Genomic DNA, 12,420 nt, shown 5'->3' with positions numbered 1-12,420 from the left:
GGCGACGCGGTGACGGTGACGGCGCGTTTATCACACCCGACCGAAAACGGAGGATATGGAATCCATCCGCGTCGCAACCCGCTCGGACGCGGCCGCCGTCCGGGAAATCTACGCCCCGTTCTGTACGTCCTCGGCGGTCACGTTCGAAGAGACGCCGCCGACCGAGTCCGAAATGGCCGACCGCATCGAGTCGACGCTCGAACGGTATCCGTGGCTCGTCGCCGAAACCGATGCAGGCGTCGCTGGCTACGCCTACGCGGGGCCGCTGCGCAAGCGTCAGGCTTACGAGTGGCTCGTCGAACTCTCGGTCTACGTGGCCGAGGACGCCCGCCGGTCGGGCGTCGGTCGCGCGCTGTACGAGGCGTTATTTGCGGTTCTCAAGCGGCAGGGCTACTGCGATGCCTACGCAGTGACGACGCTGCCGAATCCGGACACGGTCCGGTTCCACGAGCGACTGGGCTTCGAACGGCTCGGCGACTTTCCCGCGATGGGCTACACGCAGGACGCCTGGCACGACGTCTGCTGGTGGCGACGCCCGCTCGCCGAGAAGGAGGACGACCTGGATCGACCCACACCGTTCCAAGCGTTCAGCGAGGCGGGCGACGTGGGCTCGTTGCTCGCAGCCGAAACGGACGAGGTATTCGACACAGCGGGGTCGACCGAAGTCTCTTAGTGACCACCGACTGACACGGTCGCTATGGCACCCTCGAACTGGCGCACCTACCTCGTGACGCAGGCCTCGCTTTCGGCGGGCCGGTCGACGGCGGAGATCGCCCGCAAGGCCATTGCAGGCGGCGTCGACGCGATTCAGCTTCGGGAGAAAGACACCGACGCGCGAGCTCGATACGAACTCGGGCGCGAACTCCGCGAGTTCACGGCCGAGGCGGACGTCGCGCTCATCGTCAACGACCGGGTGGATCTCGCGCAGGCGATCGACGCCGACGGCGTCCACGTCGGACAGTCCGATCTCCCGGTCGCAGTCGCGCGCGACCTGCTCGGTCCCGACGCGATCGTCGGCTGCTCGACCTCGACGGTTGCCGAGGCACGGCGGGCCGAAGCCGACGGTGCGGACTACCTCGGCGTCGGCTCGATCTACGGAACGACATCGAAGAGCGTCGCCGAACACAAAGACGGCATCGGCCCCGAGCGCGTCGCCGAGATCACCGACGCCGTCTCGATCCCGGTCGTCGGCATCGGCGGCATCACCGCCGACAACGCCGGCCTCGTCGCCGACGCTGGCGCTACCGGCGTCGCCGTCATCTCCGAAATCACCGCCGCCGACGATCCACGGGCTGCGACCGAAGCGCTCTCGGCGGCTCTCGAAGCACCAACGCAAAGCCCCTCGAGCACGGAGGGACAGCCATGACTGACTCGATCGACGTACCCAGCGCTGAACTCGCGAATTCCTTACGGGCGATCGACGAGTCAGCGCCGCTCGTCCAGGCACTGACGAACGAGGTGACGATGAACGACGTGGCGAACCTTATCCTGCACTGGGACGGGCTGCCGGTGATGGCGGACTCGCCCGGCGATGCCGGCGAGATGGCCCACGGCGCGGATGCGCTCTTGCTCAACACCGGCCAGGTTCCGGCGACGAAAGTCGACGCCATGCGCGAAGCCGCACAGACGGCGACCGAGCGCGGAATCCCGATCGTCCTCGATCCCGTCGGCGTCGGGTCGACGCCGACGCGCAAGGACGTTGCACAGACGCTACTCACAGACACGACGTTCACCGTGATCAAGGGCAATTACGGCGAGATCAGCGCGCTCGCCGGGGTCGAGGCGGACGTGAAAGGCGTCGAATCGGTCGGCGACTACGAGGAGATCGAGGAGACGGCGCGGTCGCTCGCGGACTCGACCGGGTCGATCGTCGTCGCCTCCGGCGTCGAAGATATCGTCGCCGACGCCGACAGCACCTATCGACTCACCGCGGGCCACGAAATGCTCGGCGAAGTCGTCGGCACCGGCTGCATGCTCGGCGCGACGCTTGCGGCGTTCAACGGCGCACTCGAGGACAAACACGCCGCCGCACTCCACGGCACGCTCGCCTTCGGCATCGCCGGCGAACGCGCCGCCGAACTCCACTACGAGGGACCGGCGAGCTACCGGACGAACTTCCACGATGCAGTCGCCGGGCTGACAGCCGATGTCGTCTCCGAACTCGACCTCGAGTTCAGCGGCCGCGTCGAGCGGGTCGCGTGAGGCGGGTGTGCGGGTATGGCGGATGCGGCGGTGAAGATGAAGAACGCTTAGCAGACCGGCTTCGGGTTCGCGCCCATCGCTTCCATATTCTCGACGTACTCGGCGTAGGCGGCCTCGATAGCGCCCGTCGCGGCGTCCATCGCACGCTCCTGATCCGCCTCGGACTGACAGACGGCCGCGAATACCTCGCCGGTGCGTTCGAGTTGGGCATCTAGGTCGTCGCCGAACTCGCGGAAGACGGCGGCAGTCTGGGGGTCGGCGTCGCCGACGAAGTAGCCGACGACCTGTTCTTTCGAGCGCTTGCTCGCGAGGATGCGACCGGCGAGTGCACCGACGCGTTCGACCGTCGCGTCGATTCCGCGCAGGTGGTCGTGGAGGGCCGGGATCGCGTCCGGTTCGTACTCGTCATCGCCGAGTTCGTCGCGGACGGTCTCGAAGTGGCCCTCCTCCTCCGCGGCGGTCGCCTCGAACGCCTCGCGTGCGCCGTCGTGGGATTCGTCGTCGGCCCAGGCGCTGAAGGTCTGCCAGGCGGCGTACTCGGCGTCGGCGGTCGCCTCGAGTACGGGTTCGGTATCGATGTCCCCGCCCGTCTCGGCGTAGAGCGATTTCGAGGAGCCGAGTCGCGAGAGTTCGGTCTGGGCGGTTTCGCGGACTGTGTCGAGGAAGGCGTCGAAGTCGGCGACAGTGTCGCTATCGTCAGCCATACCGGTGCTTTGGGAACCCGATAGTTAGACCTATCGTCAGCCGCCGACGCTACGAGTCGTCGGTTCGAGCTAGGAGCGCGAGAAAGAGCGCGATCGAACAGACGAGTATCACGACGAGGAGCGTCTCCGCGACGAACCGGATCGACGCGGGGCCGATCTCGCCGACGCTGACGAATCCGGCAGCGAGAACGACGATCCCGAAGGCGAGCAACTGGTTCGTCGTTTTACGGCTCCTGAGCCAGTCGGTGTCGTCGATCATCGGAGTGGAGCCACAGTCGCAGCATCTCCTGTCGGGGAGATAGCAGTTTCGATCGCACGCGGCTTGAAAAAGAATCGGTACGAATCGGCGGAGCCGACGGTCGAGACAACCACAGCGAGCGGTGCCGGTCACCGCATGAGCGCGACCGCGATCGGTCTCGTGGTCCCGTTAGTTCGCGTCGCCGGTTTCGACGGGCGCGTTGACCAGGTTACCCCACTCGGTCCAAGAGCCGTCGTAGTTGACGGCGTCCTCGTAGCCGAGCAGTTCGTGCAGGGCGAACCAGGCGACCGACGAGCGCTCGCCGATGCGGCAGTAAGCGACGGTCGTCTCGCCGCCCGTAATGCCCTTCTCGGCGTAGAGTTCTTCGAGTTCGTCGCGGCTCTTGAACTTGCCCTCGTCGTCCGTAACGGCCGCCCAGGAGATGTTCTGCGCACCCGGGATGTGGCCGCCGCGCTGGGCCGTCTCCTGCAGTCCCGGCGGGGCGAGCACCTCGCCGCTGAACTCTTCCGGCGAGCGGACGTCGACCAGCGGAACGCCGCGCTCGATCGCCTTCTCGACGTCGTCGCGGTAGGCGCGGATGTTCTCGCGCGGGCCGTCGGCGTCGTACTCGACGGCCGAAAAGTCCGGTACCTCCTCGGTCGTCGGGTAGCCGTTCTCGAGCCAGTACTCGCGGCCGCCGTCGAGCAGGTAGACTTCGTCGTGGCCGTAGTACTTCAGTTGCCAGTAGGTGTAGGCGGCGAACCAGTTCGAGTTGTCGCCGTAGAGGACGATCGTCGAGTCGTCGCTGATCCCGTGAGACCCGAACAACTCCTCGAGATCCTCCTTCTCGAGGATGTCGCGGCGAGTCTGGTCCTGCAGTTGCGTCTCCCAGTTGAACCCGACCGCGCCGGGTGCGTGTTCCTCGTCGTAGGCCTCCGTGTCCACGTCGACCTCGACCAGCCGATGTCCGGGGTCGTCGCTCTTGAACTCGTCGAGACGGTCCTCGACCCAGTCGGCCGTGACCAGCACGTCGTTGGCGTACTCGTTCGTTGCCATACCCGATCCCAGGCACCCCAGGGTCATAGTGGCTCATGAACCGGACAATTCGGTCGCCGATCAACTGTTCCGGATGGTATTGCCGGTAGATGCGCGCCCGGATCGCCGATCAACGCCAACACGGCCGTAAGGTGGAGAGAGCCGGCGAACGCCGCCGGTTCCCGGACCCACACCGAGTTCAGTCCGCCACAATCGAGGATCATGTTGCCGCTATTCCGGTATCGAGGGGAGACGTGCCGGGATCGGTGTCCTCTCCGTGCTGGACCGAGTTCGAGCACGCAATGGACGAATCCGTCGTCGTCGATCTCGACTGGCTCGCAGACGCTCGTGAGGATCCGGAGGTACGCCTCGTCGACGTGAGGGACGCGTGGGAGTACGACGGGATCGGTCACATTCCCGGGGCCGTCAACATCCCGTTCGACAGCTATCGGGACGACACCGATATCGACCGGGGAACCCTCCCCGGGGCCGACCCGTTCGCCGACTTGCTCTCGACGGCCGGAATCAGCCCCGAGGATACCATCGTCGCCTACGACGACACCCACGGCGTCTTCGCCGCCCGCTTGTATCTCACCGCGCTCGAGTACGGCCACGACGACGTGCGACTCCTGAACGGCGACTTCAGCGCCTGGAACCTGGAGTACGAGACGACCTCGAACGAACCTGAGTTCGAGCCGACGACCTACGACCCCGAACCGCTCGACCCGGACGAAAGCCCGCTGGTCGACCTGTCGGCCGTCGAAGACGCCATCGAGCGCGACGCGCTGCTGGTCGACACCCGCGAACGCGACGAGTTCGAGGAGGCCCGCCTCCCCGGTGCCGTCCGGTTCGACTGGCGCGAGGCGGTCGACGACGAGACGCGGAGCCTCCTGCCGGCGGACGAACTCGAGGCGCTTCTCGAGGATCACGACATTACGCGCGACCGTGAGATCGTTCTCTACTGTAACACGGCGCGGCGGATCAGCCACACGTACGTCGTCCTCCGGGCGCTCGGCTACGAGGACGTGTCGGTCTACGAGGGCAGCCTCACGGAGTGGCTGGCGATGGACGGCGAGGTCGAAAGCGGACCGGTCGAACGGTAGCGAGTTCGCGAGTTCCGTCTCGGCTACCCTGGGACGCGGGCGTTGATAGTGAGGAGAACGTCGAGTATCACTTCCTTCTCTCGACCTCGTAGAGCGAACGCCTGCGAGAGGACGCCCGAGAACGGGATTACTGCTCCAATCGACTTCGAATCGCGTCGAGCGGAATCATAATCACAAAAAATAGCGCAGCGACGGACACGAGATACCCCCACTCGATCGAGTTCTGGACGTACTGAATGACCAGGAGCGTGAGAAACACGACGAGAGCCTGCACGATCCGGTCTCGAAGCGTCCGGCCGACGAGTTCCATAGTGAGAGTCCACCACGTGATGACAATATGATTTCGTTTTGAATCGAGTTCAGAACTCGGCTGAGCGGATCGGTGCAGGCACCGAGTCACTAGCGCGGACTTCGAACGAGAACTCGCGTCGCGATTTCGGGCCGAGTTCACCGCCGGGTGTGAGCGTGGTGGTTCGATGGGTGTGGTTGGATCGTGATGGTGGTCCGATCGTCTCGAACACCCGACGGCAACTCGGCTGCCCGCCGCGACGCGAGTTCACTCGCGGTGGAACCGCGCTACTGAACTCGGTTCGCGGGGGTTAGTTCGGTTTGGATCGGTCGGTGTCGGGAGCGGTATTGGGACCGGATGGGTTGGTGTCGGTGTCGGCATCGGTACCAGTACTGGCATCGGCAGCGGTGCCGGGGTCGGGGTCGGAGTCGGTGGAGGGGTCCGGCGGAGCGACGCGACAGCCGCAGGGGCCGGCGATGGCTTCGCCGGGGCCGATCATGGTTCGCTGTGCAATTGGCCTCCCACAGCGGGGACAGCGCGGGAGTTCACACTGGGCGAGTCGGTCGGGTTGGTCGGTGTCGTCTCCGTTCCTGCCGTCGCCACTCTGGGCGCTGTCGTCGGCGTCGTCGCTCATCCCAACCGACACCTCGTTGCGCTCGTAATTCGCCAGGAGATACCTGCTGCTGATCGAATAGTGCGATGCATCAGTCGTGCGGGATGTTTATATCCCGTGAGAATGTACGCAAACATGGCTGCAAACCCTCGTAGGTTTGGAAGCCACGTCTCGGATGTTCCTGCATCCGGGGCATTTCAATGCCCGTTTAATGGCTTCCGTCCTAATTGTTGATTGGTAGTGACTTATATCTACCGCTGAGCGCCGGGAAGGAGCAGCATCCCGAATGCTACCGCGATCCACTCCCGTCAAGCGCCGTCGGTATCTCTCCAATCCGGTGCCGTCGAATACCGCCGCGAGGAAAGTTCATCGAACGCCGCGTAGACCGCCTCCGACAGCGCCGGGTGCACGTGAACCGGTTCCGCAACGTCGTCGACGGTCCCCTCCCCGCGGTCCATCGCAGTGACGACCTCCTGGATCAGCGTCGAGGCGTGGGGCCCCACGATGTGACAGCCCAGAATCTCGCCGTCCGAAGCTGCAAGCACCTTGACGAACCCATCGTCGGCGTGGAGGATCATCCCCAGCGGCGCGGCGTCCACCGGCACCGTCACCGCACTGAACTCGCGGCCCGCGTCCTCGAGTTCACCTTCGGTCCGCCCGACGCTCGCGACCTGCGGGGACGTGAAAACCGCGTGGGGCATCGCGCCGTAGTCGACCGTCTCGCCGGCGTCCTCGAGGACGTTCGCGGTGACGACGCGAGTCTCGTAGTCCGCCGCATGCTTGTAGGGTTGCTCGCCGAGCACGTCGCCGAGCGCCCAGATCCCGTCGACACTCGTTTCGAGCCGGTCGTCGGTTTCGACGTGGCCCGACTCATCCGTTTCGACGCCAGTCGCCTCCAGGTTGAGGGTGTCGGTGTTCGGCCGCCGACCGGCCGCGAGCAGGAGGTCGTCGGCTTCGCGGTCGATCGCGTCGCCGCCGTCACCCTCGTCGCCGCTCGGCTCGGCCGTCACGACGATACCGCCGTCGGCTTCCTCGACAGCAGTCGCTTCGTACCCTGTCCGAACGTCACAGTACTCGCCGAGTGAAGTGGTCACAACGTCGCTGACGGCGTCGTCCTCCCGCGGTACCAACCGGTCGCTTCGCCCGACGATCGTGACCTCGGTCCCGAGCGCGCCGAAGAAGTAGCCCAGCTCCGTGCCGATGTAGCCGCCGCCGACGATCACGAGCGAATCGGGCTGGGAATCGAGGAAGAGCGCGTCCTCGCTCGTCAGGAACTCGACGGATTCGAGCCCGTCGATCGGCGGCACGACCGGACGACCGCCGACGGCGATGACGATGGTGTCACCGCGAATCCGCTCGCCGTCGTCGTCGCCCGAATCAGCGTCACCCGAATCGATCTCGATCGTCCGCTCGTCCACGAACCGCCCCGTACCGCGGTAGCGGTCGACGTTCTCGGCCGCCTCGAGCGAGTCAGCCTGCCGATCCGCCTTCTCGTAGACCGCGTCGTGAATCGCCGCGGTGAACTCGCCGTAGTCGACGGCCTCGAGTTCGGCGTCGACGCCGAACTCCGAAGCGCGGCGGAGTTCAGCGATGATGTCCGCCCGGTGAATGAGCGCTTTCGATGGAACGCAGCCGCGGGTGACGCAGGCCCCGCCGAGCGGCCCGGGTTCGACGACGGCGGCGGAGAGCCCGTCGCCGGCTGCTGCGGTCGCGACCTGACTCCCCGATCCGCCGCCGAGAACGACCAGATCGTACGCGTCCATACACGCCATAATCACGGACGGCCGCGTAAAACTGAAGCCTGCTATCCGAACGGACGGTGTCCGCCCGCGGTTCCGTCCCGGTCAGTCCCGGCCGGGATCCTGGCAGCTGACGATCGTCACTGCTCCCGTTCCGGCGAGCCCGTGGTTCCCGTCATCGGTGCGTTCCCACTCGAGTCGACCGCTCGATTCGTCGCCGTCGAACCCGGTTTCGTCGACCGGAAAGTGCAATTGGAGCGCCGTTCGCCCGTCCCCGTTCACATCGACTTCGTGACCGTCGTGCACCGGCCGCGCACCGCCGCCGTCGCCGACGACATCGGGTGCTCCGAACCGATACCGAACGGGCTCGCTCGTCGGATCGAACTCGTCCGTCTGCAAGACGACGACCGGAACGACGCCCTGGCTCCGCGGATTGATCGGGGCCGGATCGCTTCCGCTCCCCGGTTTGATCTCGATCTCGAGATCCGGCGGGAAATGGGCGGCCGCCTGCCCGCCGAGCGCCGCGATTCCGAGCGTCGTCGCCGCAAGTCCCGTCCCCGCCCGGAGAACTCGGCGTCGGTCGACTCCAGTCTCTGCGCTCGTCGCTTCGTCCCGTTGCGATGAATCGCGTCGTGGTCCGTCCATACTACAGGCCATCCCTCACGGTCCCCGGTGGTATTCGCTCTGGTACGGTTGTAGAACGAACCGAGCCGACAGCGAGGAGTACTCGGTCAGTTGTTAGAGCCAGTCGTCACCCGGATCATCTGCAGTCGCTTCCTCGTACGATTCGACTGCGGCCGCGAGGTTTTCGAGGGCCTCCTCCGGGGTCTGTCCCTGACTCGAGACGCCAGTCGCCTCGTCGTCGGCGATGTGAAGTCCGTGATCGTTGACTCGCAGCGTCACGTCCGCATCCTCGAGCGCGTCGTACTCCGAGGGATCGACGTCTGCATCGGAGCTCATACGCGAGTATTGTCGGGGTCGAGTGAAATACTCACCGACGTGCCGACGTACCGACGTGCCGACGTGCGGCCCGTGTGCCCTCACATTACAGATCACAGTTCGGATCGGTTACCCAGCGCGGACACGAGCCGTGTTGCAAGGACCGTGCTGAGAAACGCCTCGAACCCGGCGGGCAGTCGAACGCTCGCCGAGGAACGAAAGCGGATTCTCAGCTCGGACGACCCACAGTCCAGCTCAGCGCGCCACCGATGCGCGACCGTCACATTCGTTGCCGCCGGCCGCTCGTCGGCCAGACACCGGTTTGGAACGGCTGTCGTCTAGATAAAACCTTTAACACCGTCGTCCCGTAGACCGAGCAAATGGTACTCGACGATCTCGGGAGTTCTCTGCGGAGCAGTCTCGATAAACTCCGCGGGAAGTCACGAATCAGCGAGGAGGACGTCGAGGAGATCGTCAAGGAGATCCAACGCTCCTTGCTCTCCGCCGACGTCGACGTGTCGCTCGTGATGGAGCTGTCGGACAACATCAAAGAACGCGCCCTCGAGGAGGAGCCGCCGGCCGGCACGCCGGCGCGGGACTTCGTCCTCCGCATCGTCTACGAAGAACTCGTCGGCCTCATCGGTGACTCGACGGAACTGCCGCTCGAGGAACAGACGATTCTCCTGGCGGGGCTACAGGGGTCCGGTAAGACTACATCCGCCGCGAAGATGGCCTGGTGGTTCTCGACGAAGGGGCTTCGTCCGGCGGTCATCCAGACCGACACCTTCCGGCCCGGTGCCTACGACCAGGCAAAGGAGATGGCAGGCCGCGCCGAGGTCGACTTCTACGGCAATCCGGACAACGACGACCCAGTCGAAATCGCCCGCAAGGGACTCGAAGAAACCAGCGAGGCCGACGTGCACATCGTGGACACGGCGGGTCGCCACGCACTGGAGGACGACCTGATCGACGAGATCGAACAGATCGAGGGCGTCGTCGAGCCCGACACCTCGCTGCTCGTCCTGGACGCGGCGATCGGCCAGGGAGCCAAGGAACAGGCCCAGCAGTTCGACGAGTCGATCGGCATCGACGGCGTCGTCATCACGAAATTAGACGGGACCGCAAAGGGTGGCGGTGCCCTGACGGCCGTCGACCAGACCGATTCCTCGATTGCCTTCCTCGGCACCGGCGAGGAGGTCCAGGACGTCGAACGCTTCGAACCCGACGGCTTCATCTCCCGCCTGCTCGGGATGGGCGACCTCGGCCAGCTCGCAGAGCGCGTCGAGCGCGCGATGGAGCAGACCGAGATCGAAGAAGACGACTGGGATCCCGAGGACATGCTCCAGGGCCAGTTCACCCTGAACGACATGCAAAAACAGATGGAGGCGATGAACAACATGGGGCCGCTCGACCAGGTCATGGACATGATCCCCGGCTTCGGCGGCGGGATCAAAGACCAGCTCCCCGACGACGCGATGGACGTCACCCAGGAGCGCATGCACACCTTCAGCGTCATCATGGACTCCATGACCGAGGCCGAAAAGGAGTACCCCAAAGCCATCGGCGCGAGCCAGATCGAACGCATCGCCCGCGGCTCCGGGACGAACGAGGACCAGGTTCGTGAACTCCTCCAGCAGTACAAGATGATGGAGAAGACGATCAAGCAGTTCCAGGGCATGGGCTCCGAACAGGAGATGCAGCGCATGATGAAACAGATGCAACAGGGCGGCGGTGGCGGCGGCATGGGCGGTCTGGGGCCGTTTTAAGGGGATCTTCTCGGTTCTCTCCCGTCTCTCGCTCTTCGTCCTTGTATCGAGTTCAGCTTGGGAGTTGCAAAGAGCACGTATCGTGACTGTCTCTCCTGTCTCACAGGTACTGAAAGCCAGGTGACCACTCGATAGTTGTGAGTGTCTCCAGTGGGGCAATTTCGGACACAGAACACTTGGTTCGGACACTCACTGACTCACTCTATATGATATATCTACCAGCATGTTAATACAGGAGGACACACATTCTCGATTCGATGAACCGACGGCAGCAACTCGCACAGCTCGGCGGCGTTGGGCTCGCCGCTCTCGCAGGCTGTCTGGACACGCTTCGCAGCGACGACGCAACGGTCGTCGTCGCGGACCGTACCGGCCAGCGCGCGCTCGATCGTGCAATCGGACGCCTCAACGAGGTTGCGATCGAACTCGGAACGCAGACCGACGAGACCCTCGACCGCGGAGCACAGGAATCGACAGCGACGGAAACTGCGTTCGATCCGACCCCTTATTACGAGACGATCGACACCGCTCGCTCGGCACTCGATACGGCCGCCGCCGAACTCGAAGCCGACCGACAACCCGACGTTAAAACCGGTCGGGAGTACGCCGATAGCCTCGAGGAATTAGTTTCGGTAACTGCAACTGTTAGCGATGACGAACTGTCGGCGGAAATCGAGGAAGTCGGCACCGTCTTCGAGGGGGCCGGCGAAGAAACCGACGACACCGAAACGGATCTCGAGCAGGCCACCACGACCATCGAGGACCGAACCGCGCTCCTCGACAAGGCACGGACGACCCACGAGACCGCTCGGACGAGTATCGACGGCCTCGATGAGGACCGGTTCGAGGCCCTGCCGACCATCGATCTCAACCGGCTCACGGACGGCCTCTCGACCCTCGGAACCGTTCTCGACGCCCAAACCGCTCTCGCGGGCAGCTACGGCGACCTTCTCGACGGTTACGCTGCACTCGAGGCCGGCCGCGAGTTCATAGACGACGGTGCCTACCAGGAGGCCGAAGCTTCGTTTGTCGATGCCGAGTCGGCGTTCACGGCGGGACGGAAAACGGTCGCGGAGAGTCGCGACGAGGCACCCGCCGAACTCGCAGCGTCGTTCGAAACGGCACACTGTCAGAGTAGTCACTTGCAGTCGGCAGCGGCGGCGTTCACCGAGGCGGCAGCGGCTGCTGATAACGGAAACTATCTCACCGCCCGAGAATATCAAGACGAGGCCGACGAAGCGCTTGCGGCGGCGGGAGACTGCGGGGATCAGTAGACCAGTAGACGAGTAGGCCAGTAGCAGTAGGCCAGAAGGAGTCGCCTCACCCCTCGACCGGTTGTCCGTCTTCCGTCGGCGGCGCGATGTGATCGATATACTCCTCGACCGTCGGCTCCTCGACGCGGACGCGGACACTGATCTCGCCGAGTTCGTCCGGTTCGCCGACCGAGAAGGTGATCCGGTCCTCGAAGGCGGCCTGCTTTTTGAGCGCGAACGAGAACGTCTCGCCCTCGCGCGTCGAGAAGAACTCGCCGCGAGCGGTGTCGAGGATTTCCTGTCTGTGGAGCAGTTCGGAGAGGTGTTCCATCGAGTGTGTTTCCCCTCGGATTTCGCCGACTGATTCCTCGAGATCGGCGTTCGGGAAAATATTGGCGACGGCGTCGGCGACCCGACTCGTCACCTCGGTATCGTAGATCGGTGCCGTAATTTCGACGGTGACGCGGTAGATGTCGGTCATGTGTATCAGGGTCTCAGTGTCTCAGTAACGGAATCAGTATTGGTATCGATATCGATAT

Annotated in this window: 15 protein-coding genes; 6 read left to right on the top strand and 9 right to left on the bottom strand. The window is 64.6% G+C overall.

What is annotated here, in order from left to right:
* Positions 1 to 55 precede the first annotated feature (55 nt).
* The 3 genes from SM755_RS12145 to thiM are packed head-to-tail and all read left to right on the top strand — an operon-like array spanning position 56 to position 2,202.
* Entirely contained in the window at positions 56 to 673 is a 618-nt protein-coding gene (locus tag SM755_RS12145; protein WP_323172890.1) for a GNAT family N-acetyltransferase, read from the top strand.
* A gap of 24 nt (positions 674 to 697) precedes the next feature.
* The gene (gene thiE / locus SM755_RS12140) at positions 698 to 1,366 is read left to right on the top strand and encodes a thiamine phosphate synthase (RefSeq protein ID WP_323172889.1); all 669 of its coding nucleotides are present in this window, start codon (positions 698 to 700) and stop codon (positions 1,364 to 1,366) included.
* Complete coding sequence (thiM, locus tag SM755_RS12135) at positions 1,363 to 2,202, top strand: hydroxyethylthiazole kinase (protein WP_006665153.1); 840 nt, start codon at positions 1,363 to 1,365, stop codon at positions 2,200 to 2,202. Before thiE ends, thiM begins: the two co-directional genes overlap by 4 nt.
* A 47-nt stretch (positions 2,203 to 2,249) precedes the next feature.
* On the opposite strand, the gene SM755_RS12130 is transcribed toward thiM, so the two are convergent.
* The 3 genes from SM755_RS12130 to SM755_RS12120 all read right to left on the bottom strand — a co-directional run bounded on the left by SM755_RS12130 (position 2,250) and on the right by SM755_RS12120 (position 4,200).
* Positions 2,250 to 2,906 (bottom strand): rubrerythrin family protein, encoded by a 657-nt coding sequence (locus SM755_RS12130; protein WP_323172888.1) that lies wholly within the window; start codon positions 2,904 to 2,906, stop codon positions 2,250 to 2,252.
* Between the two features lie 49 nt (positions 2,907 to 2,955).
* Complete coding sequence (locus tag SM755_RS12125; protein ID WP_323172887.1) at positions 2,956 to 3,165, bottom strand: hypothetical protein; 210 nt, start codon at positions 3,163 to 3,165, stop codon at positions 2,956 to 2,958.
* 168 nt (positions 3,166 to 3,333) lie between these two features.
* Positions 3,334 to 4,200, bottom strand: a complete 867-nt coding sequence (locus tag SM755_RS12120; protein ID WP_323172886.1) for a sulfurtransferase — start codon at positions 4,198 to 4,200, stop codon at positions 3,334 to 3,336.
* Between the two features lie 281 nt (positions 4,201 to 4,481).
* Here SM755_RS12120 and SM755_RS12115 point away from each other — a divergent pair, with 281 nt between their 5' ends.
* Positions 4,482 to 5,282, top strand: coding sequence for a sulfurtransferase (locus tag SM755_RS12115; RefSeq protein ID WP_323173225.1), 801 nt, complete (start codon positions 4,482 to 4,484; stop codon positions 5,280 to 5,282).
* A gap of 127 nt (positions 5,283 to 5,409) precedes the next feature.
* Here the strand turns inward: SM755_RS12115 and SM755_RS12110 are convergent, their stop codons facing one another.
* The 5 genes from SM755_RS12110 to SM755_RS12090 form a co-directional block, all read right to left on the bottom strand.
* The gene (locus SM755_RS12110; RefSeq protein WP_323172885.1) at positions 5,410 to 5,592 is read right to left on the bottom strand and encodes a hypothetical protein; all 183 of its coding nucleotides are present in this window, start codon (positions 5,590 to 5,592) and stop codon (positions 5,410 to 5,412) included.
* Positions 5,593 to 5,881: 289 nt separating this feature from the next.
* Entirely contained in the window at positions 5,882 to 6,205 is a 324-nt protein-coding gene (locus SM755_RS12105) for a hypothetical protein (protein WP_323172884.1), read from the bottom strand.
* A 287-nt stretch (positions 6,206 to 6,492) separates the two neighbouring features.
* Entirely contained in the window at positions 6,493 to 7,947 is a 1,455-nt protein-coding gene (locus tag SM755_RS12100; protein ID WP_323172883.1) for a dihydrolipoyl dehydrogenase, read from the bottom strand.
* An 81-nt stretch (positions 7,948 to 8,028) separates the two neighbouring features.
* A complete protein-coding gene (locus SM755_RS12095) occupies positions 8,029 to 8,568 on the bottom strand; it encodes a hypothetical protein (protein ID WP_323172882.1) in 540 nt (179 codons plus the stop codon).
* Positions 8,569 to 8,661: 93 nt separating this feature from the next.
* Positions 8,662 to 8,883 (bottom strand): hypothetical protein, encoded by a 222-nt coding sequence (locus SM755_RS12090; protein ID WP_006665162.1) that lies wholly within the window; start codon positions 8,881 to 8,883, stop codon positions 8,662 to 8,664.
* A gap of 359 nt (positions 8,884 to 9,242) precedes the next feature.
* Between SM755_RS12090 and SM755_RS12085 the strand changes: the two genes are divergently transcribed.
* Both SM755_RS12085 and SM755_RS12080 read left to right on the top strand, forming a co-directional pair.
* On the top strand, positions 9,243 to 10,628 hold the full coding sequence (locus SM755_RS12085) for a signal recognition particle protein Srp54 (RefSeq protein ID WP_323172881.1): 1,386 nt from the start codon (positions 9,243 to 9,245) through the stop codon (positions 10,626 to 10,628).
* Positions 10,629 to 10,885: 257 nt separating this feature from the next.
* Positions 10,886 to 11,902, top strand: a complete 1,017-nt coding sequence (locus SM755_RS12080) for a hypothetical protein (protein WP_323172880.1) — start codon at positions 10,886 to 10,888, stop codon at positions 11,900 to 11,902.
* 46 nt (positions 11,903 to 11,948) lie between these two features.
* Here SM755_RS12080 and SM755_RS12075 read toward each other — a convergent pair whose 3' ends face one another.
* Positions 11,949 to 12,362: an RNA-binding domain-containing protein gene (locus tag SM755_RS12075; RefSeq protein WP_006665170.1), complete on the bottom strand. Its 414-nt coding sequence runs from the start codon at positions 12,360 to 12,362 to the stop codon at positions 11,949 to 11,951.
* Positions 12,363 to 12,420 lie beyond the last annotated feature (58 nt).

The sequence above is a fragment of the Natrialba sp. PRR66 genome, from assembly GCF_034808065.1.
GTDB classification, from domain to species: Archaea; Halobacteriota; Halobacteria; order Halobacteriales; family Natrialbaceae; genus Natrialba; species Natrialba aegyptia.
The sequence above is the reverse complement of the archived record's forward strand: the minus strand, read 5'-3'. Positions and strand labels throughout refer to the sequence as shown.

Coding starts and splice junctions, on each gene's coding strand:
- SM755_RS12145 (WP_323172890.1), top strand. CDS start 56: ATGGAATCCATCCGCGTCGCAACCCGCTCGGACGCGGCCGCCGTCCGG.
- thiE (WP_323172889.1), top strand. CDS start 698: ATGGCACCCTCGAACTGGCGCACCTACCTCGTGACGCAGGCCTCGCTT.
- thiM (WP_006665153.1), top strand. CDS start 1,363: ATGACTGACTCGATCGACGTACCCAGCGCTGAACTCGCGAATTCCTTA.
- SM755_RS12130 (WP_323172888.1), bottom strand. CDS start 2,906: ATGGCTGACGATAGCGACACTGTCGCCGACTTCGACGCCTTCCTCGAC.
- SM755_RS12125 (WP_323172887.1), bottom strand. CDS start 3,165: ATGATCGACGACACCGACTGGCTCAGGAGCCGTAAAACGACGAACCAG.
- SM755_RS12120 (WP_323172886.1), bottom strand. CDS start 4,200: ATGGCAACGAACGAGTACGCCAACGACGTGCTGGTCACGGCCGACTGG.
- SM755_RS12115 (WP_323173225.1), top strand. CDS start 4,482: ATGGACGAATCCGTCGTCGTCGATCTCGACTGGCTCGCAGACGCTCGT.
- SM755_RS12110 (WP_323172885.1), bottom strand. CDS start 5,592: ATGGAACTCGTCGGCCGGACGCTTCGAGACCGGATCGTGCAGGCTCTC.
- SM755_RS12105 (WP_323172884.1), bottom strand. CDS start 6,205: ATGAGCGACGACGCCGACGACAGCGCCCAGAGTGGCGACGGCAGGAAC.
- SM755_RS12100 (WP_323172883.1), bottom strand. CDS start 7,947: ATGGACGCGTACGATCTGGTCGTTCTCGGCGGCGGATCGGGGAGTCAG.
- SM755_RS12095 (WP_323172882.1), bottom strand. CDS start 8,568: ATGGACGGACCACGACGCGATTCATCGCAACGGGACGAAGCGACGAGC.
- SM755_RS12090 (WP_006665162.1), bottom strand. CDS start 8,883: ATGAGCTCCGATGCAGACGTCGATCCCTCGGAGTACGACGCGCTCGAG.
- SM755_RS12085 (WP_323172881.1), top strand. CDS start 9,243: ATGGTACTCGACGATCTCGGGAGTTCTCTGCGGAGCAGTCTCGATAAA.
- SM755_RS12080 (WP_323172880.1), top strand. CDS start 10,886: ATGAACCGACGGCAGCAACTCGCACAGCTCGGCGGCGTTGGGCTCGCC.
- SM755_RS12075 (WP_006665170.1), bottom strand. CDS start 12,362: ATGACCGACATCTACCGCGTCACCGTCGAAATTACGGCACCGATCTAC.